The following is an 18,626-nucleotide window of genomic DNA, read 5'->3' on the forward strand; positions in this document are numbered from 1 at the left end:
CTACTTTGGTCCGGCAACCATTTCGTCAGCCGGATAGAGCTGCAGCAGCGTGCGCGCGGCTTCGACATTCTTCGTATGTAGCCACTCGTCATAGTCGGCCGGGCGCAGGATCACAACACCCCGCTTCTCATCGTCAGGCCGGTGCATACGGCGGAATAGCGGGTGTTCATCCGCATTGAGCGTAAGCATGGTCATACCGATTAGCACGCGGCCATCGTCGCCCTGATAGCGTCGCCAAATTCCCGCCACGCAGTATGCCTGCCAGTCGGCAACGCCGATCCGCTGCCAAACGCACGACCCGCGATCCCATCCGCCACCGGCTGTCGACGTCGCATGCGGGTATGACGGCTCCACGACATATCGGGCAGGGATGAGGCAGCGCTGGCCGTCGTGCCACGCGCGCTTATACAGGCGCTTCTCTGCGACGTCTTCACCTCGCGCGTTGACGGTATCGAACTTCTTCAACTTCTTGCCCTTGTCGTCGACTCTGTCTGGCTGTATGAACTTTGGCCAGAAGCCAAACACCCCAATCTCGACGAGTGAACCGTCACCGTCCGGAAGGATGACCGGCGCCCGATAGTCGGGCCAGACATCGACATCCCACGGTTCGCGGCGAAACAAGTCGCCGATGCCGATCTTCAGCTCGTTGATGCCCGGATCTTCGTCTGGCGCTTTGTAGTTAGTGCACACGCGTCACGTCCCCTCTTCATTCGAGATGTCAGTGTCCGGCTAGTCATAGCCCAGCGGTGGAGGCGATTGAATCTGGTCCAGCGGTATAACGGGGCCGCTGAGCCAATCGTCCAGCGCGGTGCAAATGATGTCGTAATAGACGTCATCGAACCCGGAGCCTTCGGGCTGGCCCGGCGCGTCGGGGAACAATTCTCGGCCGAGCGTCACCTGATGCTCGCAGAAGCCATATTTCCCCACGACGATATTCCCTCCGAGATCGTTGCAGCTCCGCGCTTCGTACCCTATGACCGTGACTTCCATGAGGCTTAGGATATGGTATTTGGCATCTGCAATACACATGTCGACGAATGCCGATTGCACGGCTGTCATGGGTCGCAACATATCACCCTCCGTCCGGTGGCTTCCCTCTTCAGATCTTACTGCGCCGCTCCTCGATCCCTATTTTTGGGACTTGACGGCACCATCTTGGCACAAGATAAACTGTATATCCATACAGTGTTATCCCCGCATCATGATATTGCCCCCATTTAGTCCGCCGCGCTTCGACGAGCTGTCGAAATGGTGGAACACGTGCACCTACGCCGAGGTTCATCGCCTTATTCTGGAGGTGCTGCACCTGCGGATTACGCTGAGGGAAATGGATTCGCTCACGGACGATGCCAAACGCATGATCGCGTACCTGGAGCAAGCGGACACGTTGAAATACGCGGCCCCGCTGCGACGCTTGTCGAACAAGATCGACAAAGAGATTACGCGGGCTGGCCGAATAGGCAACCCACGTGCGCCGGTCGCGCCGTTCTCTGACGAGTGGCGGGCACGCGAAGAGATGAAGCGCAGACTGTACGACACGCCCGGCGAGCCAGACCCCGGTTCCGATAAGGCCACCAAGTTGCCGGAGTTTCAGCGGCTGACATGGGCCGAGCTACGCGACGCGTGGAGCGCAACCCCGTTCAAGAAAAACAAGCTGCCGACTCTCGAACAGCGTTTCGTGCTGGAAGTTGTGCATGTCCGCCGAACACTGCGGCTCATGGAAAAAATGGTCTGCGCGGCCGAGCTGGAGTTGAAGAAGAACGGCTATCCGGATTCGTTCGCGCTCGACCAGCTCCGCCGGATGATCGACAGCGCTCGCTTCGACTGAAGCCGGCATTACGTCCGGCATCGGCAGCGTTCAAATCTCGGCAAGAAGCGGGAGGAGATCCATCGAAATCAGTCGCGCCTCGATATTGTGTGCCACGGCCAGGTGCTCCTCATTGTCGGCCGAGAACACCTCATCCTTGATGCTGACAAGGATCGTCCCGAGCCGCCTCTTCCCATCTGCAGACAACACGGAAATGATCTCCTGCGCTTCAGGGATCTGTTGCACGGTCAGATCCACCGGCAGATAGATCATCCATCCGACACCGGGACGATCCTGAAACGCCTGCTTCTCCGAATAACCGTCCGGCGCGGCCGAGATCACGGCCGGCAAAAACTCCTGTGCGGTCTTGACCACAATACTCGCCACAGTATCTTTGTGCTCGATGAACGCCCCGCGAGCGCCGAGCGAGACCGTGTCAGGGAAGTGCCCACCGCACGCGAAGACCTCGATCGATGCGCCAATGGAATCGTCCGTGCTACCGTCCCATATCCCGAGCGACGACGTTTCCTCGCCTCGGTATTCATTCTCCAGCGCCGTTACCGCCGCGCTACTAGGCTGGCCATCGGCCGCATACACCTCGCCAGCCTGCGCCTCTTCGAGCGTATCGCCCTGCATACGCCACTTCGGACGCGTCAGATCCGGAGCCGCGGCCGCCATTACATCAACAATTGCGCCGACCTTCGCAAGTGTTTGCGCGAATGCGAACACCTCGATCCCGCCGGCCTTGATGAAAGAATCAATTTTCATGATGGTAGGAAGTTACGGAAAATACTCCGACTCAATCGACATGGTCTTGAACCATACCGCCATTCGCTTATAGGTCAGCGGTCCTTGGAAATAGTACCGTAGCCGCGTTGGTGGGTTCGCCTTGACCCTCAACGCACGCTTGATCGCCTGATCGCGCATGTGGCGAAAGCCCTTGAAGAACTGTTCGGACTTCGGAATAGATCCATCAAGAAACTGGTCGTAGTTCCCCTTCGCTTCCTGCAGCAAACACTCTTGTGGCTTGAATCCGTCAAAATCGATCCCAAGCCACTCCCACTCGTCGCTCCACAGGCAGCTCTCCGCATCGAACGCGAAGCCGGTTACTCGCGCCTGATATCGATAAGCAGGCCAGTTGGCGCCGTGTCGGCTACGCACAAGTTTGCCGGTCTGTTCGGGCGGGCATTTCTTGCAGGGCGCAGTGGAGTCGGACATTGTCCGCGATTCCGTTTTTGCCTTCGCCTGCTCGTCCATCTTGCTAACGTCACCACGAAGGCTACCTATCCCCGCTACTGCCGCGCCCCCCAGTAATACGCTTCCAATAGCCGACAATGCCGGCCCCGCTTCCGCCGCTGCGGCTGTCACTAGGGGGATTAACGGTGCCGCCATGCGGGACTCCTTTCAAGCTGTCGGGATGTTGGGATCGCCAAGTGATCTCTTGGACGTAGACTTGGAAGCGCTCGTCAGCGTCGCGACCGGGCTTCGTCAGCCAAGCCCACGTTGCAGGCTTGTCGTAGAAGCTCGGCGAATACGCCTCGATTTTGAGGAACTGGACGAGGTGATCGCTTTGTTGGATGCCGAGCGTCCGCGCTGCTCGATACGCATCCCAGAGACGATGGTGAAGGTCGATGTCCTGCCCGAGGGTGGGGTCGGCCTTGATCAGATCGCGCCGCACGCCGTCGACGAAATTGCGCGCTTCACCTTCAGCGAGTGCCGACAGGTGCGCCGGGGTGAGATTAAGCGGCATAAGGGTGCGCCCTGAAGAGCTGTCCGTCGATCTCTATCAGCCAATCGAACGTCGGGAAAAAGAATATCGTCAGCTCGGTCGAGCTGAGTGCCGGCGCGAAATGGCGCATCACGCGCGCATCGTAGTAGCGAAGCATCACCGATCGACCGTCCGGAAGCGTACCGTCCAATCTCTCCCGAAGCTCGGCCGCGAGCTGGTTCGGCCCGTACGCGCTGATGATCCAGTTCACCCCATATTCGCTCTGCGCCAACTTCCCGAGCCCGCGCCGGCAATCACCATCGACAGCCGCGAAGTCGAATAGCCAAGGGCCGGCATCCGCGAGCGAGGCGTCCGGAGTTGCATCAAGCAACGCCATTGCCGAATCGCGCGCCCTGCGCGGCTCGGAACCGACCAGCTCGGAATACAACAGACCATCCACAAGCGCAAACAGACGAACCGGAAGGCTCGCCCGCTCCTGCACTGCCGAATAGATATCGTGAATGCCCATCACTGCTCACCCGCGAACGATCATCGCCGCCGCGTTCTTGGCAGCAGCAACCATGCACGAAAGACAGAATCCCTCGGATGGCTTCGGGGCAGCGAGTTCCAGCGCGACCGGACCTCCTGTCGCAGAGAAGCCCATTTTGACGAGTGCATCCGACTCGAAGGACTGAAACATCTCAGACTGCGATGCGATCATGGTCGGGAGCGGACTGCACCCGCATGCGACCTTATCGCCCTCCAGCGCAGCTTGGTGCCCCATCAAATTGCCCGGCCAACGCGGCCCGTCTGCAACGATGACGCCGACACGCTTGCACGCCGGACAAGTTACTTTGGCTCCAACGTAGGTAAGTCCAACCCCTTGGCAACTCATAGTCGGAATGCTGTCGACGACCACCCCGCCGCTGGTCGAATGATCTCCGACACGGAGATAGTTCCGCTTCACACGCAGGCCCTCTCGGTTTCTAATGATCCGACTATTACCCGAGCAACAGCCGGTTGTCGAGAGTCGGAAGGCGACTTGACCAAATGTGACATTTAGCCAATGCGCCTCCCGCCAAACAACCCCTCAGAATTGCGGGGTACGCCATAGGAACGGACCTGCGGCCGAGCCGTCCGCTAGAACAGACCGACCGGCTGCGCCGCGTCGTCCCAACTGAAAATGATCAGCTCGTTCCGCTCGACGCCTCTCCCACCGCCAACCGTGTATTGAATCGGCACGGTCTCGATGTGGAAGCCGTCGAACACGCGCCGAATGTCGGGATGGTCATTGAGGCTCACGATCGCGCGCCCTTTGATCGACCGCAGGCGTTGCGCCATCTTCTCGTACTCGCCGAATGGAAACGCCACGCCATACCCCTCCGTCTCGTAATACGGTGGGTCCAGGTAGAACAGCGTATGCGGGCGATCGTATCGATCAATACAGGCAGCCCAATCCAGCCGCTCGATGAACGTGTTCGCAAGCCGCAGGTGCGCTGCAGACAGCTCCTCCTCAATACGCAACAGGTTCAGACCCGGCGGCGTCGTTGTCGCAGTCCCGAACGTCTGCCCTTCCAGCTTCGCCCCAAAGCAACTTTTCTGCAGGTAATAGAACCGGGCCGCACGCTGGATATCGGTGAGGGTTTCCGGGATCGTCTGCTTCAGCCACTCGAACACCTGCCGGCTCGTCAACGCCCACTTGAACTGACGCACGAACTCTTCCAGGTGATGCTGCACTACGCGATACAGATTGATCAGTTCGCCGTTCACGTCGTTGACGACCTCGACCTTGGCCGGCGGTCGAAGAAAGTACAGTGCGGCCCCGCCCGCGAACACTTCGACATAGCAGTCGTGCGCCGGGAAGCGCGGGATGAGATGGTCTGCAAGACGGCGCTTGCCGCCGATCCAAGGAATGATGGGATTTGCCATTGTGAAAGCCGTTTTAAAACTTGGTGTAGAATCCGGCCCGCCTACCGGTAGGTAGCAGGGCCTTGGCCGATTCACTGGCGTAGACAGTGGAAAAGCGACCGGGAAGCGTGTTCCTGCACGCTCCTCGGTCGCCCTGTTTCTTTCGAGGCCGCCCGGCCTCGATCGCCGCGCTACTGCGGCAGATTGGATTGCGCGTCGCCGATCAACGCGTCATAACTGCGCTCGCACTGCTGGCCGGCGATGCCCCGCTCGTCAGCGATCTTCGCCAGCTCTCCCGCGCGCTCGTCAGACCGGCCGAACACGTCGGCAAGCAGATCGAGGGCGTCGCCGGCTGCCGGGCTTCCGGCCGAAGCGCTGGCACGCCGGACGTCGGCAACGAGCACTGCGACCTGCTTGCGCAGGCCGTCAGCAGCAGCATCGGCAGTAGCGGCATCAGCGACCGCCTGATCACGTTTCTTTGCAGCATCGGTTGCGATCCCCTCTTGTGCCGCCAGCCGGCGGCGAATCTCGTTTCGTTCGTTCCGAAGGTCATCGATCTGCCTCGCCTGATCCGCGACCTTCGCGGATTGATCAGCATCACGGTGTCCCTTGAAGTAACCGCAGGCCGAGCCGGCAATGACGCCGGCAACGACGAGCAGCCAGATACGCGGATCGATCCATGTCATGCGACCACCTCCCCGCCGGCCGCGCGATACGCGGCCAGCAAATGCTCGATGTCGTTCTCATGCTGACCGTAGCCGGCCCCCGGCAAACTGGCCCATACGTTCGACACCTTGGCGATCGCTTCACGAAACCGTCCGGCGTCGATCAACGGCAATGCACCGTGCTCGCGCAGTTGCTGCAACGCGTACCGGTCCTGCGACACCGGCCCGAAGTCGGGCAGCTTCATCTGTGCCTGATAAATCCGCCACCAGCGCGTGAGGATCTGATAGCGGCCGGCCGCCGTCGACGGCACACGGATCTGCCGGTTGAGCACATTCGGATGCGACGCGTAGCTGGAGAACAGCAGCGGACGCGATGCCGTCGATCCGACCAGCACGTTGTAGCCGTCGTCCGACTTCGCCAGCAACGCCGCGCCGATCTCGCTGACCGCAACTGTGTCGAGAAACGCCACACGGTTCTTTCCGCCTGCGGCGGCAACACTGATTCGCGCCATCGTTACTTCTCCCCAAACACACGCTTCGCGTGCCGCCGCAGCAGCACTTCGAGGTACTGCGACCCGACAATGCCGAGCGCACTACCGAGCCCGAGTAGCGCGATCGGCGGCAGATCCGGGATCTGCAGCAGCGCGAGCCCCGCCACCATCGACGTCGCTGATCCCAATACGGCACGGCCAGCAACGAGCCGGAGCGTCAAATGTTCGTTACCCACCAACACCTTGGCGATGCCAATCAAACCGCCCATGATGATCAGCTCCAGAATCGTCTTTTCATGGTCTTGCATCGGTTCCCCTTGCCCGATAAAAAGAAAGGCCGCTCCGGTTGTCCCGTGAGCGGCCTTCAAATAACAGTGCGCGGCGTTACTTCGGCGCCGGCACCACCAGATCGATCTTCTTGCCCTTCTTCTTCCCGTGCCCGACCTTCGCTTTCCCCTTGTTCCCTCCATTCAATGTAACGACCGTGATCCACCCGCGTGACGCGAATGTGTGCTCGACCGACTCGATCAGAAACTCGCCGTCCACGCCCTTCTTGAATCCCTGCAGCGTGATCGTCTTTTCGGCCGACAGATCAGCGCGGCCGCGCATCGTCAGCCGGCTCGTCGACGTGTGCCGGTTGAGCGTCGCCATGCGCGACGTCGCGCCGGCCTTCGCCGCTTCCGGGCTGGCAAACGCATGGCGTTCGGTATGCACCGCGGACGCACCTGGCGGGGCGTCCGGATTCGGGATCGTCAGGTCGATCTTCTTCCCCGTCTTGCGGTCATGCACCTTCGTGCGCACGGCCGCGAAGCTCGCGCGATCCGGGAAATTGATGTCGTAATCGAGCAGGTCGCCCGGCGTGAGCGTGACGATCGGCAGCGGCTTGCCGCTCGCGCTCTTGCCGCCGCCGCGCGGCAGGACGATCAGCTTGCCGGCCTTGACCGTCGCCGTCGCACCGTACTGCCGAGCCACTCGCGTGATGAAGTGCAGATCGCTCTCGCCGAACTGGTCGATGCGCGGCACGACGACGTCGACGTCGCACGCGGCCGACCACTTGTTACGACGCGCGACGTCGCCGACGATGTCGGCCAGCTTCGCGTTCGACCAGCTCCCGTACCGCTGCGTCTTCGACGTCGCGCGCATGTTCGCGGGCTTCCCCCGGATCACGACACTGGCCGGCGGGCCGCGTAGCCCGACCTCGTCGACGGCGTACTCGCCGAGCATCGACAGCCCCATACCTTCCCATCCGATCGACACCTTCAACGTCGCGCCCTTCGGCGGGAATTCGATGCGGCCATCACGATCGTCGAGCGTGATCGTGCACTCGTCGGCGTCTAGACCGGGTTTGTCGATCGCCCGGATCTCGAGCACGCGATCCTGAATCACCTTCGTCACGTCCGAGCCGTTCGCGACAATCTGAAAAATCGCTTCCATCGCCCCTCGCTATGTCCAGAGCTGGACCGACTCGACGCGCGGCGCATCGAGATCCGGCATCACTATCTCGACACCAGACGGAAACGGCTGCGGTCGATTCGCCAGCCCCGGATTCGCGTCGTAGACGGCCTCAACGGTGCCCTGCAGCGTTCCGTAGTACCGGTAGCAGAGCGTATCGAGCACGTCGCCGTCAGACGTTCTTAAAGTCTTCGCCATAGCGGCCGAACTCCACCGAGAAAGTTTGTTTGCGCGGCATGCCGTCCGCGAGCAGCGCGTCCTGTTCCTCCTCGATCGCCTGCAACAGCCAGCGGCCGAGTACTTCGCCGTCGCCCGTCGTGAGCTGCACGGGCTTCATCCGGCCGCCGATCGCACGCAGCCGGCTGATCTGCTTCGTGCCGGCTCCGAGCGACGGGAAGACGACGCCCGACAGCGTGATCGTCTCGCCCCCTTCACTGACCGGCTGAAGCGCCTCCTGACGATTCAGGCGCTCCTGAGACGCGACGCGATACCGCGTCGCGCGTCGCAGCTTGTCGTGAGCGGCCGTCGACAGGTTGAAGTGGAACGCGTCGCCGGCATCCGTCGTCATCGTCATCAGGTGCGGCGTGCTCGACGACGCCCCGTCGACCAGACCGGACAGCATCGAGCCGACGCCCGTCGACTTGATCAGATCCATCACCGCCGTGTCTTTCAGGCCGACCGCCGCGTTGAACTGATTCCATGCCCCGCCCAATGCCGACTTGACGCTGTCAGCGGCAGCCCGCACAAGGGGGAAATTCGATCCGTCGACGGCCTTCAGAATCGAGCCGATCGACGCCTGCGTCGCATTGAAGCTGCGCATGACCGCGCCGACCTGCGGAAAGAGATCCGACGCCACCGACAGCGCGCTCGTCGCACCCGTCAGCAGTTCAGCCGCGCTGCTGAGATTGCCGGTCGCGAGACGCTGCAGCACGTCGACCGTCGCCATGCTTGCCGCACGGTTCCGATCGAATATGCGAACCATCTGACGCACGCGCTCGGTCGCGATGCCTGCCTGCGTCGCGGCCCCCGTGATTTGTCGAATCACATCCATAACGCCTCCCTTACATATGCGGCGCGTCGAACATTGCCGTTCGACTGTTCGCCTTGCGTTGATGCTCGTCCAGCGCCCGCGTCAACAGCGGACTGACCTGCGCGAGGAACTTGTTCGCCATGTCGGCATCGCTCGCATCGATCTTCACGTGGAAGACCGGCGCGAACGTGTTCTTCTGGTCGATGCGCGGCCCGAAGCGGGCGTCTGCCGCCGGACTCTCAGCAGCCTTCGCTGCCTTGGCAACCGCTTCGGCGTTCGCGGGCGTCTCGTCCGGTTTCCGGCTCAGAAACTTGCTCGCGATGGCGCTCAATGCCTTGTCGCCGACGAACGTCCCGACAGCCCCGCCAAGCACGCCGACGACGGCCGTTCCGATCGGTCCGCCGAGCGATCCGATCGCCGCCCCGACCTTCGCGCCGATCACGCCACCCGCGAGACTGCCGGCGATGCCGGCGAAACGGCTCGCCTCCCGCTCGTTCGTATCGGTGCTCGACGCGACGGCGTACGCTTCGCGAGCCGCCAAGCCAAACTTCAGCACGGTCCCCGCGACGGCCAGCTTCCCTGCCCACGGCGCAACCCGACCGAAGAGTGCACGTCCCGCGTTGACGACCCGCCCGATCCTCCCGAGCCGTCCCGCCCGAGCTGCCGCACGACGCGCGGCTCGACCGGCACGCCCACCGCCCATCACATCGCCAAGCCCGACCGCATCGCCGCCCCCACCGGGCATGTTCACGACAAACACGCGCTGCACGCCACTAGCGGCACCGGCAACCCCGCCGATCGCATCCAGTGCGCGCCCGACAGCACCACCCGCAGCACCTGCACCACGTGCACGCCCCGCAGTCCCTCGACCACCACGCGCCAACAGCGTGCCGCGCGCGATGTCGAACATGCCGCGACCGATACTCCAAAGTGCCTTTGCTCCGCGCACCGCGAGCACCGTGCCGGCGATGCCGACGACAGCGGCCGTCGCCTTCGGGGCGCTGTCTGCTGCCGACTGGATACCGCTGCCGGCCCCTTTCGCCGCTTCGCCGACGCGATCCGTGATCGGCCGCAACGCGTCGCCAATGCTGCGCATCGCGTCGTCCCATCGCTGCCCGACCTCGCTCCAGATCTGTTTCGACGTCTCCCGACGCGCTTCCAGATCCTTCTGGATCTCGCCGCTCGCCTGCTGCGCGTTGCGCTTCAGGTTCGAATACAGCTCGGCGTTCTGCATGTACGCCGTCAGTGCCGCCTTGACCTGCATGTCGTTGAACAGGTCGCCGGTCTTCATCGTCTCGGCGAACGCGGCCATCTGCGTCTGACGCTTGGCGGGGTCCATCTCGGAATTAAACTGCTTCGCCGCAGCCGCGAGTTGCTTCGCCTTGGCGGGATCGACCCGCTCGATGTACGCGCGGGCGAGCACGAACGACGCTTCCAACGTCGACCAGCCCTTGCCGATCGCCTCGCGCATCTTTGCCTGATAGTCGACGCCGGCCTTCGCATAGTTGCGTTCGGTCTCACCCGATCCGATCTTCGAAAACCAGTTCTTCAGGTTGTTCGCGGCTTCGTCCGAGCTGCCGGCGGTCTTCATCTGCACCTGGAGCATCGCCCCGAGCTGCGTCACCGAGTCCTGCCCCGTGATGCCGATCTTCTTCATTTCGGCGAGCAGCACCGGGAACCACCGCGCCATGTCGACGGACTCGAACGACCCTTCCTTGCCGAGATACGCGATCGCTTCGAGCGCCTTCGACATCTGCTTCGGGTCGACGATCTCCGCGTTCTGCTGCAGCGCCTGGATCATCTTCGCGGTCTCGACCGTCGTCGCCCCTTGGCCGATCGAAAACTTCGCAACCAGCGGCGCGAAATTGAGCGCGCGATCCAGATCCATGCCGCCCGCGACCATCTGGTTGACGGCGTCGGCCAGCTCGTTGCGGCCGATACCGTTCGCCCCGGCGTCACGCCTGATCCGCGTCCCCATCGCGGCTTCGTGCTGCGTGCGCGCGATGCCGGCCTTGATCGCGATGTCGCGAATGATCGCCTGATAGTTCGCCGAGATCGTCGCCGGCACCGCGACGGCCGCCGTCAGCTTCATCGCATCGCCGATCACGCCGCGACCGGCCTCTTGCCCGGCCGCCAGCCGCTCGCGGCCGGCCACCTTCAGATCCAGCCCCCGAGCGGTTCGCCCGAGCTGCGCATACGCGCGATCGAGCCGGCCGACCTCGATGCCGGCGTCTCGCAGCGATTTTAGATTGCTGTCGAGCTTGCGACGGATGCCGTCCGCCGCGCTGTCGCCCGCCAAATGCAACCGGCGGAACTCGTCCTGCAGGCGCATCGTCTCGCCGATCTGGCGCTGCCAGAGCCGCGAGTCGTTCGCCCGCTTCTTCATCGCGTCGATCTTCGACGACGTGTCGGTGATCGCCTTCCCGAACGTCGCCGAGACCGCCCCGCCGATCACGATGCCAAGCGCTAAGTCTTTCGCCATCCCGGCCCCCTCAATCCGTCAGCCACCAGAGCATGTCGTCAACCGTCATCTCGTCGATCGATGTCGGCGACATGCCGTATTCACGCACCAGCCGATTCGCCAGCGCCTTGAGCGTCTTTCGGTCCAGCTTCGCGTACGGATCGAAAGGAGTAGTACGCGTCCTGCACGCGCTCGTAATCGGCCATGTCCATCTCTTCGATGTCATCGGGCGAAACGTCGGCGAGATTGGCGAACAGGATCAGTTCCTGTTGCTCGGCATCGTTCGGCGCGAGCTTCTGCGCACCGCGCATGTCGCGCACCTTCGGCCGGCGCATCGTGAATTTGTCGCACTCGACGCCATTGAGTTTGATCGGATAAGTGAGCGAGACCGTGACCTTTTCCATTGCGATTCCTGAAATGAAAAATGGCGAGCCGTCGGCTCGCCATTGATTGAATAAAGTAGCTTTGCTGCATGACGTACGAATGACGTCGAGTGACATCGACGTGGCAATTACATGCCGAGACCCTTACGGACCTCGGCGAGCTGGTCGACGCCGTTGATCACGCGCTTGCACGCGAAGATGTCGATCTCGTGCACGATCTGGCCAGCGATCTCCAGCTTGTAGTAGTCGCACGACACCGAGAATTTCGCCTCGTACTTGTCGCCCGGCTTCCAGTCGCCCGGATCGATTTCATGCAACATCCCGCGCATATACGCTGCGACGTTCTTCGTCTTGCCGTTACGGTCCATGAAGACTGCACGAAAGACGGCGTTGAATGCGCCCTGATCGACCAGCCCGAAGAAGCGCAGCACTTCGTATTCCATCGTCGACATCGCGAACGATGCGTCGAGCGCTTCCATGCCCTGATCGACCTTGACCGTCGCGTCCATCCCGCCAGCGCGAAAGTCGTCCGTCTTGATCTTCAGCTTCGGCGGCGTCACGCTCGTTGCGCGACCTGCGTATCCGCGGCCATCGACATGCGCGGTGCAGTTGTACAGAGTTTCCGGAATCATCGTTCCTCCCTTAGATCTGGTTATCCAGCACTTCGGTCAGCCACTGGTTCGTGACCTCGAAGCGGAAAATCGGGTTTTCGGCCGGCGGGACGTCCGTGAATCGGATGTTCCAGTACACCTTGCCGTCTTCGAGCTGGCTCGCCGTGTTCAGCAGCGGGTCCGGATAGACCTCGAAGTTGATCACTGCACCCTGACGCTTCAGATCGCGCATGAACGCGTGCAGCCCTTCGGTCACGTCGCTGACGTACGTCGCCGTGATGCCGCGATCGACCGCCCACTTGTGTCCGGCCTGCACGGCATCCATGACGATGTCGAGCGTGCGTACGCGCGTGACGAACTTCCACTTCGGATCGGCCGACAGCGTGCGGTTCCCCCAGAGGCGATAACCGCCGTCGCGAATGATCGTCGTGATGTTCGCGTTGTTGAGCAGGTTCGCGCGACACGTCTCGTCGCCGTCGAGGTATTCGATCGGCCGGCTCGTGCCCGTGATTTCGACGATCTCCTTGTTCGACGGCGACGCCCAGAAGCCGATCTTCGCGTCGGTCTGACAAAAGAGCCCCGCCGCGTACGTCGACGCCGGGAGCGCGATCTCGCCATTCGTCGCGTTGTCCCATGCCTTCGCGCCGGGATCGACCATGTACAGGCGCTTGCTGCCGAAATTCTTCGCGTATGTGATCGCCGCCTCGTCGTCGACGGCCGGGCCGTCGATCACGGCCACGGCGCGCAGCTTGCCAGCGAGCGAGTCGGCGGCCGTCGCGACCGGCTGCTTGGACGTGTGCCCAGGTGCGATCAGCAGACGCGGTTGTGCGTTGAAACGCGACTTCGCGTCGAGCAGCGCCTGCATGCCCGTGCGTGCGCCACCGGCCGAGACACCACCGATGATCGCCGACGTGAGCTGCGCCACGTCCGCCGCTGCCGGCACGCCAACCGCAATCACAACCGCGCTGCTCTGCGCGTAGATCGCGCGGGCGGCCCGCGCGATCGCGCTGTTTTCGCCAAACGCACGAACCGCCTCGCCGTAGCTGGTCAGTTGGACGGGGACGTTCGGCTGCGCCAGATCGGGACCGGGCGTGTAGGTGTCGGCCATACCAACGACCGACGACGACGGCACCGCGATTGTGCGCGGGCCGCTGTCGACGATGGTCGTCGTGATGCCGTGGAAAAAGGAAGTCGCTGCCATGCGGATCTCCGGAAATAAAAAAGCCGCTCATCGGAGCGGCTTGAAACGAAACGACGCCACCCGGACGAGTGGCGTCGGCAAAGTTACTTTTTGGCGGTCTCGCCCGACTCGGGCAGCGGTTCAGCGTCATCGACATGAGTCGGCGTCGCAGCCTCTGCTGCCGCGCGATCTGCCTCGGCCTGCTTCGCTTCCGCTTCGCTCTTCGCAGCTTCGTCGGCTTCGCGAGCCGCTTTCTCCGCCCGCTCGGCCTGCACCTTCGCGAGAATGGCATCCGGATCGGGTTCAGCCGGCCACGCGATCTGCGTCGGGAATGTCGGCGATTCCACGACATTCACCAGTGCGACCTGATAGTCGGCCCATGCGTCGAACGTTGCTTGTTCGAGATCCGACAGCCGCCCCGTCATCCGTGCATCCGACTTGCCGCGATTCTGCTGACGAGCCTTTTCCAGCCGCGTAAAAAAGTCATTCATCGCCGACTCGCGCGCCCGGTCTGCGACGATCTTTTCGTCGACGACCCACGTCCCATCCCGCCATACATGCGTGTCCGACGGGCGGGGCTCCTCGGTCAGGCCCGCATCGTCAGGCTTGACCCCCGCCACGGTAATTTCCGCCGGCAGGCCGGATTCCGTGCGATAGAGACGTACACCGCGATAGTCGGGCAGCATCTCCCATTTGCCGTCACGCCAGAACGGCCAGGTGCGCGGCGCACGCTCGGGCAGCGGTTCGAGCGTGCAGAACGCGGGAACCAGATAGCGAGTGGAATTCATCGGGTCGACATCGGCCAGAAAGCTCACGATGTACTGCCCGGTCAAACTGTCGTACTGATTGCAAAGCATGCTTTACCTCACGAATTAATATGCGCGGATCATGGCAAGCACCGCGACGTTGCGCATGCGCGCTTCCGCACCACCGTCGGCCGCGATGCTGACCGCGTGCGAATGTCCACCGGCACCGCCGATGCCGACACCGTGCTCATGCGCGCCGTCGCCGTTGATCGAGATGCCGGTGCCGCTGCCGACAGTCCGTTTTTCGGCACGGCTACCGCCGTTCAGGTTGATTTCGCCGATGTATCCACCTCCCGACGCAATCGGGATTCCGTGGTCGTGCCCCGGATCGTTCACGCCGTGTCCGTGATAGCCCCTCACATCGGTCCACGCGCTGTGTGAGTGGTCACCCACGGCGGCGGCCGATGCGCCGTGTGCGTGCGATCGGTTTTGGCTATCCTGCCAAGAGCCAACACCGCGACCGGCGTCCACACCGCGCCCACCGTCGGCACACCGGATGCCTTCGCCGCGAAACTCGGGAATGCGGAACGTCGTTGCTCCGTCACCGGTAGAGAAGCACCCCCACCAACCAGCGGCCCAATCCTTCTCCGTCGCGAGCGCTCCGCTCGCCTGCGCGTACGCCCAAAGCTGCGGGTAATCGGCTCGATTCAGCAGGGTGCCGTCCAGCTTCAGGCATCCAGCTCGGACACTCGATCGCACTTCGAAGATGATCTGACCGATCGACGCCGACGCAATCGCATCGACGACGTACGCCGTCGACGCCGCGTTGTTCGATCGGTCGCCAGCAGCTGGCGTCGGAACCTGAACCGCGCGATCGAAGATCGTGCCCTTGTTGGCCGTGAATCGTACGTTGACCAGTCCGTTGCACGTCACGCCAAACTCACCGTCGGCGATGTGGTACAGACCGGTATCTGGCGCACCGTCCTTGTCGAATGTCAGCGAAGGATTCTGAGGCGTGCCCTCCGACAGATAGATCCGGGCACCGGTAGCAAGGAATAGCGCACCTTTGAGCGTCCCGCCGTTGTTCAAGTCCAGTGGTGTCAGATTGCCCGAGTGCCACACTGGCTGGCCGTCGATACGTAAAGTTCGGTTACTGAAGAAATACTGAAACGCGCCCTTTGTCGGCGAATACCACCCGGCCGCCTCTGCATTCCCGTAAAAGTAGCCGTCGCCCGAACCAAGGAAAGCTTTCCCTTCGCCCCCCGCTGGCTTTACCTTCAAGTCCCCAGCTATATCGACCGTCCCGCCGATAACCGTCCCCAAACCGGTACCGTCGAGCCGCAACACTCCGGTCTCCAGATTCCACGAGATTGGTCGATAATCGTTCCACGGTCCAAGGGGGTCACCCTTCTTCGTTTGCAGCAGATAGGAATCCCGGTCATCGTTGCGCAGCATGACGCCATAGGTCGCCCCCACGGCTCGATACTGGCCCCCAATGGTTCCGTCCAGGTCCATCCCGGTCGAACGAACACCGCTTGCGAACGACGCACGATAGGCGACCTGCATCCCGTCCCGACCGTTGTCATCGGTCGTCCCGAGCAGCAATCGACCGGCCGGTGTAAATCGACCGCGCTCGGCTCCACCCGCGTTGAACAACAGGAAGCCACCGGGATTCAGCGTCAGATTGTTGCCGAGCATAACCACGTACGGCACGCCGTTCGCGCCGAGCTGTAGATGACCGTCTGCCGGCGAGAACATTCCGGTATCCGGATCGCCATCGAAGCCAAACCCGGCGTTATTAACGTTGTTGGGCGTGATCGCGCCGGCCTTCCCCCGCAACATGCCCTTCATCGTGCCGCCAGCAATCGGCAGCTTGTCGGTCCCGAGCGAATCGACTCGCTTGCCAAGCGCGTCGACCTGAGCACTGACATCGCCGACCCGCTTGTCGTTGCCATCCGCCCGATCTTTAAGGTGCCGCGTGCGATTCGCAAGTTGCTTTGTCGGCACGTTGTCGATCCCATCAGGACCGCCTTGCACGGGGTCCGATGTCTCGAACTGATAGACACCTTCTTCCCACTTACTTTCTTCTTTCAGATTGGCCATGTACCGATCACTCCTCGCGTAAATTGACCATTGCGCGTCGCGACACCGTTGTGTCGGATCGCGACCTCAGAAAAGTCGAGCCACGCGAGCCAGCTTCGAGCCGGTGCGTAGCGCTCGATCGCTCGCTTCAGGTTTTCGCCCTGATCTCGCGTCACAGGTCGCCGCAGCTTCACGATGTATTCGGCCCATGCCGTCGAACCACCATGCAGATACCGGCCGTCGCGTTTAACCGAGCCGTCGCGGCGCTTGACCTGCCGCCCCTCCTGAATGTCGATCTCGCCGAAGCCGAGCCGTCGTACGATCTCGCGAATCGCCCACGGCGTACCCTTCTTCTGGTAGATCGCGAGCGACGACTTGATGAGTGCGCGTCTTGCATCCTCCGATTCCGCCAGTTCCCACCCGTCCACCGCCAGCGACCAAGCAAGCCACGGCAGAAATGCAGCGGGACAGCGGTCGGCGTCCCAAAGGGTGCGAATCACGTTCGGATCGACAGTCGGCCGCATTACTTGCGCGAGCGCCGCCTCCAGACTCGTCTGATTCGTCGGCAGGAGTGCTTCAGTCGCCATCGCTCACCTTCGGATTGAGCACGATCGATGTGCATCGCGCGAACTCGTCGATCGCGCACACGACATCGGCCGCAGGAGATTTCAGGTCCACTCGCACGACGCCCGACTCCTTCGGATGCAGTGCCCCGGTAACCGCAGATCTCGGCATGCCAACACGCAAGCCCTCTCCCGCAGCAACCGCGATGTCGAGATCCGCCCGTCGCGCCGCGAGTACGACGCCGGGATCAGGACCGCGCCCAATATAGACATCGGCGACGATCGCGTAATTGACCGGCCGCGCCGGCACGACGAGCAGTGTGTCGTTAAGCGGCCGGCGATCCTCAGGCGTGAGCGCGCGGCGCACTGTGTCGAGCAGCGCAGCACTTGCGATGCCGTCGTTCGAATACGACTTCACGACCACGCGCACGACACCCGGCTCGGGACGGTCGACACGTACGTCCGCGACATCCGCTGACGCGTCCATCGCGAGCGATCGATACGAGCCTGACGGCCCGGCCGTCGACGCGCGCTCGATCCCCATCTGGGTGCGAAGTCGCAACCGCTCGTCGCGCTCGTACGTGACCGGAATCGGCGGGTGCGCTTCCGGATCGCCGGGATCGACAATCTCTTTCTTCAGGTTCCAGAGCGCCGCGAGGTGTTCGAGATCCGCCCCAGTTGCATAAGCCAGAAGGACGGCACGGCCTGCATCATTGACTCGCGCCCGATACTGGACTTCGTCGTACGCAGCCAGCTCCAGTACCTTGACGACCGGGTCGGATTCGAGTGCTGCCGTCCAATCCGGGTAAATGCGTTTGAAGTGCTCCAGCTTGCGTTGGTACAGCTCTTCGAAGTCGAGCGTTTCGACGAGATCCGGCGGATCAAGCGCCGATAGATCGATCACTGTCATATCGTCACCTCGAATACAACATCGTCGCCGTTGTACTGCCCGGCGATCCGAAAAGTTACTTTGCCGTCCACGACAGACAGTGCCTTCACGCTGTCCAGCGCGATACGCGGCTCCCACCGTCCGATTGCACGCGCGGCTTCGGCCTGTGCCGCCGATATCCAACCGCGCGTGATCGGCAGGTCGACCATCGCAGGAAGATCCGAGCCGTAATCAGGCCGCTGGCGACGAGTGCCCTTGCGCGTGCTCAGAATGTCCGCAACGCTTTGCACCAGATGATCGACTCCGCCGATCAGTCGGCCCGTGCGGCGACACATACCGACCAGCACGACCATCACTGCGCCTTCGTCGGAATGCGCTTGAAGCACTCGCGCGAATCGAGATATGCGATGTGCTCCGGCTCCGTCACTTCCGTTCTGCCAGCCAGCACGGCAACGTGCGAGCCGTCCGGAAACACGATCACGCGGCTGCGGAATTCGGTATCGATGAATGTCACGGGAGCCGCCGCCCCGCTTTGCTGTGCACCTTTCGACATCGGCGAATCTCCCAAAAAGAAAGCCCCGCTCGATGGCGGGGCTGTACTTTCAAAATGACAGGTAACATTGCGCTTCAATTTCAGCGACACGCGTCAC

The 18,626-nt window shown here is 62.4% G+C and carries 26 protein-coding genes; 3 read left to right on the forward strand and 23 right to left on the reverse strand.

Annotated elements, in window-relative coordinates; genetic code table 11:
- Together BLS50_RS02715 and BLS50_RS02720 are read right to left on the reverse strand one after the other, a co-directional pair.
- Positions 1-690 (reverse strand): SOS response-associated peptidase family protein, encoded by a 690-nt coding sequence (locus BLS50_RS02715; RefSeq protein WP_074800568.1) that lies wholly within the window; start codon positions 688-690, stop codon positions 1-3.
- Between the two features lie 39 nt (positions 691-729).
- The gene (locus BLS50_RS02720; protein ID WP_143028318.1) at positions 730-1,059 is read right to left on the reverse strand and encodes a hypothetical protein; all 330 of its coding nucleotides are present in this window, start codon (positions 1,057-1,059) and stop codon (positions 730-732) included.
- 142 nt (positions 1,060-1,201) lie between these two features.
- Here BLS50_RS02720 and BLS50_RS02725 point away from each other — a divergent pair, with 142 nt between their 5' ends.
- Entirely contained in the window at positions 1,202-1,828 is a 627-nt protein-coding gene (locus BLS50_RS02725) for a hypothetical protein (RefSeq protein WP_074800574.1), read from the forward strand.
- Positions 1,829-1,858: 30 nt separating this feature from the next.
- Here BLS50_RS02725 and BLS50_RS36245 read toward each other — a convergent pair whose 3' ends face one another.
- Both BLS50_RS36245 and BLS50_RS02735 read right to left on the reverse strand, forming a co-directional pair.
- Entirely contained in the window at positions 1,859-2,575 is a 717-nt protein-coding gene (locus BLS50_RS36245) for an Imm52 family immunity protein (protein WP_074800577.1), read from the reverse strand.
- Positions 2,576-2,587: 12 nt separating this feature from the next.
- On the reverse strand, positions 2,588-3,199 hold the full coding sequence (locus BLS50_RS02735; RefSeq protein WP_074800580.1) for a restriction endonuclease fold toxin 5 domain-containing protein: 612 nt from the start codon (positions 3,197-3,199) through the stop codon (positions 2,588-2,590).
- A 61-nt stretch (positions 3,200-3,260) separates the two neighbouring features.
- On the opposite strand from BLS50_RS02735, the gene BLS50_RS35835 reads away from it, so the two are divergent.
- Positions 3,261-3,572, forward strand: coding sequence for a hypothetical protein (locus BLS50_RS35835; protein WP_176934165.1), 312 nt, complete (start codon positions 3,261-3,263; stop codon positions 3,570-3,572).
- Here the strand turns inward: BLS50_RS35835 and BLS50_RS02745 are convergent.
- The 10 genes from BLS50_RS02745 to BLS50_RS02790 all read right to left on the reverse strand — a co-directional run bounded on the left by BLS50_RS02745 (position 3,547) and on the right by BLS50_RS02790 (position 10,949).
- Entirely contained in the window at positions 3,547-4,044 is a 498-nt protein-coding gene (locus tag BLS50_RS02745; RefSeq protein ID WP_074800586.1) for a DUF4123 domain-containing protein, read from the reverse strand. The genes BLS50_RS35835 and BLS50_RS02745 overlap by 26 nt on opposite strands.
- 6 nt (positions 4,045-4,050) lie before the next feature.
- Positions 4,051-4,482, reverse strand: coding sequence for a PAAR domain-containing protein (locus BLS50_RS36510; RefSeq protein WP_074800589.1), 432 nt, complete (start codon positions 4,480-4,482; stop codon positions 4,051-4,053).
- Between the two features lie 173 nt (positions 4,483-4,655).
- Positions 4,656-5,444, reverse strand: a complete 789-nt coding sequence (locus tag BLS50_RS02755) for a DNA adenine methylase (RefSeq protein ID WP_059463517.1) — start codon at positions 5,442-5,444, stop codon at positions 4,656-4,658.
- A gap of 170 nt (positions 5,445-5,614) precedes the next feature.
- Positions 5,615-6,109: a DUF2514 family protein gene (locus BLS50_RS02760; RefSeq protein ID WP_074800591.1), complete on the reverse strand. Its 495-nt coding sequence runs from the start codon at positions 6,107-6,109 to the stop codon at positions 5,615-5,617.
- Complete coding sequence (locus BLS50_RS02765) at positions 6,106-6,600, reverse strand: glycoside hydrolase family 24 protein (RefSeq protein WP_074800594.1); 495 nt, start codon at positions 6,598-6,600, stop codon at positions 6,106-6,108. The genes BLS50_RS02760 and BLS50_RS02765 overlap by 4 nt, the downstream gene beginning before the upstream one ends.
- Positions 6,601-6,602: 2 nt before the next feature.
- A complete protein-coding gene (locus BLS50_RS02770) occupies positions 6,603-6,887 on the reverse strand; it encodes a phage holin family protein (protein WP_023475464.1) in 285 nt (94 codons plus the stop codon).
- A gap of 76 nt (positions 6,888-6,963) precedes the next feature.
- Complete coding sequence (locus BLS50_RS02775) at positions 6,964-8,013, reverse strand: phage late control D family protein (RefSeq protein WP_074800597.1); 1,050 nt, start codon at positions 8,011-8,013, stop codon at positions 6,964-6,966.
- A gap of 9 nt (positions 8,014-8,022) precedes the next feature.
- Positions 8,023-8,229, reverse strand: coding sequence for a tail protein X (locus BLS50_RS02780; protein WP_059463521.1), 207 nt, complete (start codon positions 8,227-8,229; stop codon positions 8,023-8,025).
- Positions 8,204-9,082, reverse strand: coding sequence for a phage tail protein (locus tag BLS50_RS02785; protein WP_053525768.1), 879 nt, complete (start codon positions 9,080-9,082; stop codon positions 8,204-8,206). The genes BLS50_RS02780 and BLS50_RS02785 overlap by 26 nt, the downstream gene beginning before the upstream one ends.
- 10 nt (positions 9,083-9,092) lie before the next feature.
- Positions 9,093-10,949 (reverse strand): phage tail tape measure protein, encoded by a 1,857-nt coding sequence (locus BLS50_RS02790; protein WP_256333920.1) that lies wholly within the window; start codon positions 10,947-10,949, stop codon positions 9,093-9,095.
- On the opposite strand from BLS50_RS02790, the gene BLS50_RS36250 reads away from it, so the two are divergent.
- Positions 10,890-11,309: a hypothetical protein gene (locus BLS50_RS36250; protein WP_256333921.1), complete on the forward strand. Its 420-nt coding sequence runs from the start codon at positions 10,890-10,892 to the stop codon at positions 11,307-11,309. The genes BLS50_RS02790 and BLS50_RS36250 overlap by 60 nt on opposite strands.
- Positions 11,310-11,623: 314 nt before the next feature.
- Here the strand turns inward: BLS50_RS36250 and BLS50_RS02795 are convergent, their stop codons facing one another.
- The 9 genes from BLS50_RS02795 to BLS50_RS02835 all read right to left on the reverse strand — a co-directional run bounded on the left by BLS50_RS02795 (position 11,624) and on the right by BLS50_RS02835 (position 18,619).
- Positions 11,624-11,926: a phage tail assembly protein gene (locus BLS50_RS02795; protein ID WP_074800603.1), complete on the reverse strand. Its 303-nt coding sequence runs from the start codon at positions 11,924-11,926 to the stop codon at positions 11,624-11,626.
- 107 nt (positions 11,927-12,033) lie between these two features.
- Positions 12,034-12,537, reverse strand: coding sequence for a phage major tail tube protein (locus BLS50_RS02800; RefSeq protein WP_074800606.1), 504 nt, complete (start codon positions 12,535-12,537; stop codon positions 12,034-12,036).
- 10 nt (positions 12,538-12,547) lie between these two features.
- The gene (locus tag BLS50_RS02805; protein WP_074800609.1) at positions 12,548-13,717 is read right to left on the reverse strand and encodes a phage tail sheath subtilisin-like domain-containing protein; all 1,170 of its coding nucleotides are present in this window, start codon (positions 13,715-13,717) and stop codon (positions 12,548-12,550) included.
- Positions 13,718-13,800: 83 nt separating this feature from the next.
- Entirely contained in the window at positions 13,801-14,553 is a 753-nt protein-coding gene (locus BLS50_RS02810) for a tail fiber assembly protein (RefSeq protein WP_074800611.1), read from the reverse strand.
- Positions 14,554-14,568: 15 nt separating this feature from the next.
- Positions 14,569-16,545: a phage tail protein gene (locus tag BLS50_RS02815; RefSeq protein ID WP_074800614.1), complete on the reverse strand. Its 1,977-nt coding sequence runs from the start codon at positions 16,543-16,545 to the stop codon at positions 14,569-14,571.
- The gene (locus tag BLS50_RS02820; protein ID WP_074800617.1) at positions 16,533-17,111 is read right to left on the reverse strand and encodes a phage tail protein I; all 579 of its coding nucleotides are present in this window, start codon (positions 17,109-17,111) and stop codon (positions 16,533-16,535) included. Before BLS50_RS02820 ends, BLS50_RS02815 begins: the two co-directional genes overlap by 13 nt.
- Positions 17,101-17,997, reverse strand: coding sequence for a baseplate assembly protein (locus BLS50_RS02825; RefSeq protein ID WP_074800620.1), 897 nt, complete (start codon positions 17,995-17,997; stop codon positions 17,101-17,103). Before BLS50_RS02825 ends, BLS50_RS02820 begins: the two co-directional genes overlap by 11 nt.
- The gene (locus BLS50_RS02830) at positions 17,994-18,329 is read right to left on the reverse strand and encodes a GPW/gp25 family protein (RefSeq protein WP_074800623.1); all 336 of its coding nucleotides are present in this window, start codon (positions 18,327-18,329) and stop codon (positions 17,994-17,996) included. The genes BLS50_RS02825 and BLS50_RS02830 overlap by 4 nt, the downstream gene beginning before the upstream one ends.
- On the reverse strand, positions 18,329-18,619 hold the full coding sequence (locus BLS50_RS02835; protein ID WP_256333922.1) for a hypothetical protein: 291 nt from the start codon (positions 18,617-18,619) through the stop codon (positions 18,329-18,331). The genes BLS50_RS02830 and BLS50_RS02835 overlap by 1 nt, the downstream gene beginning before the upstream one ends.
- Positions 18,620-18,626 lie beyond the last annotated feature (7 nt).

Source organism: Burkholderia orbicola (assembly GCF_900100915.1).
Taxonomy (GTDB): domain Bacteria; phylum Pseudomonadota; class Gammaproteobacteria; order Burkholderiales; family Burkholderiaceae; genus Burkholderia; species Burkholderia orbicola.

Coding starts and splice junctions, on each gene's coding strand:
- BLS50_RS02815 (WP_074800614.1), bottom strand. CDS start 16,545: ATGGCCAATCTGAAAGAAGAAAGTAAGTGGGAAGAAGGTGTCTATCAG.
- BLS50_RS02825 (WP_074800620.1), bottom strand. CDS start 17,997: ATGACAGTGATCGATCTATCGGCGCTTGATCCGCCGGATCTCGTCGAA.
- BLS50_RS02770 (WP_023475464.1), bottom strand. CDS start 6,887: ATGCAAGACCATGAAAAGACGATTCTGGAGCTGATCATCATGGGCGGT.
- BLS50_RS02775 (WP_074800597.1), bottom strand. CDS start 8,013: ATGGAAGCGATTTTTCAGATTGTCGCGAACGGCTCGGACGTGACGAAG.
- BLS50_RS02785 (WP_053525768.1), bottom strand. CDS start 9,082: ATGGATGTGATTCGACAAATCACGGGGGCCGCGACGCAGGCAGGCATC.
- BLS50_RS02745 (WP_074800586.1), bottom strand. CDS start 4,044: ATGGGCATTCACGATATCTATTCGGCAGTGCAGGAGCGGGCGAGCCTT.
- BLS50_RS02765 (WP_074800594.1), bottom strand. CDS start 6,600: ATGGCGCGAATCAGTGTTGCCGCCGCAGGCGGAAAGAACCGTGTGGCG.
- BLS50_RS02830 (WP_074800623.1), bottom strand. CDS start 18,329: ATGGTCGTGCTGGTCGGTATGTGTCGCCGCACGGGCCGACTGATCGGC.
- BLS50_RS02795 (WP_074800603.1), bottom strand. CDS start 11,926: ATGGAAAAGGTCACGGTCTCGCTCACTTATCCGATCAAACTCAATGGC.
- BLS50_RS02810 (WP_074800611.1), bottom strand. CDS start 14,553: ATGCTTTGCAATCAGTACGACAGTTTGACCGGGCAGTACATCGTGAGC.
- BLS50_RS02725 (WP_074800574.1), top strand. CDS start 1,202: ATGATATTGCCCCCATTTAGTCCGCCGCGCTTCGACGAGCTGTCGAAA.
- BLS50_RS02720 (WP_143028318.1), bottom strand. CDS start 1,059: ATGACAGCCGTGCAATCGGCATTCGTCGACATGTGTATTGCAGATGCC.
- BLS50_RS02805 (WP_074800609.1), bottom strand. CDS start 13,717: ATGGCAGCGACTTCCTTTTTCCACGGCATCACGACGACCATCGTCGAC.
- BLS50_RS36245 (WP_074800577.1), bottom strand. CDS start 2,575: ATGAAAATTGATTCTTTCATCAAGGCCGGCGGGATCGAGGTGTTCGCA.
- BLS50_RS02735 (WP_074800580.1), bottom strand. CDS start 3,199: ATGGCGGCACCGTTAATCCCCCTAGTGACAGCCGCAGCGGCGGAAGCG.
- BLS50_RS02760 (WP_074800591.1), bottom strand. CDS start 6,109: ATGACATGGATCGATCCGCGTATCTGGCTGCTCGTCGTTGCCGGCGTC.
- BLS50_RS02800 (WP_074800606.1), bottom strand. CDS start 12,537: ATGATTCCGGAAACTCTGTACAACTGCACCGCGCATGTCGATGGCCGC.
- BLS50_RS02790 (WP_256333920.1), bottom strand. CDS start 10,949: ATGGATCTGGATCGCGCGCTCAATTTCGCGCCGCTGGTTGCGAAGTTT.
- BLS50_RS02780 (WP_059463521.1), bottom strand. CDS start 8,229: ATGGCGAAGACTTTAAGAACGTCTGACGGCGACGTGCTCGATACGCTC.
- BLS50_RS02755 (WP_059463517.1), bottom strand. CDS start 5,444: ATGGCAAATCCCATCATTCCTTGGATCGGCGGCAAGCGCCGTCTTGCA.
- BLS50_RS02820 (WP_074800617.1), bottom strand. CDS start 17,111: ATGGCGACTGAAGCACTCCTGCCGACGAATCAGACGAGTCTGGAGGCG.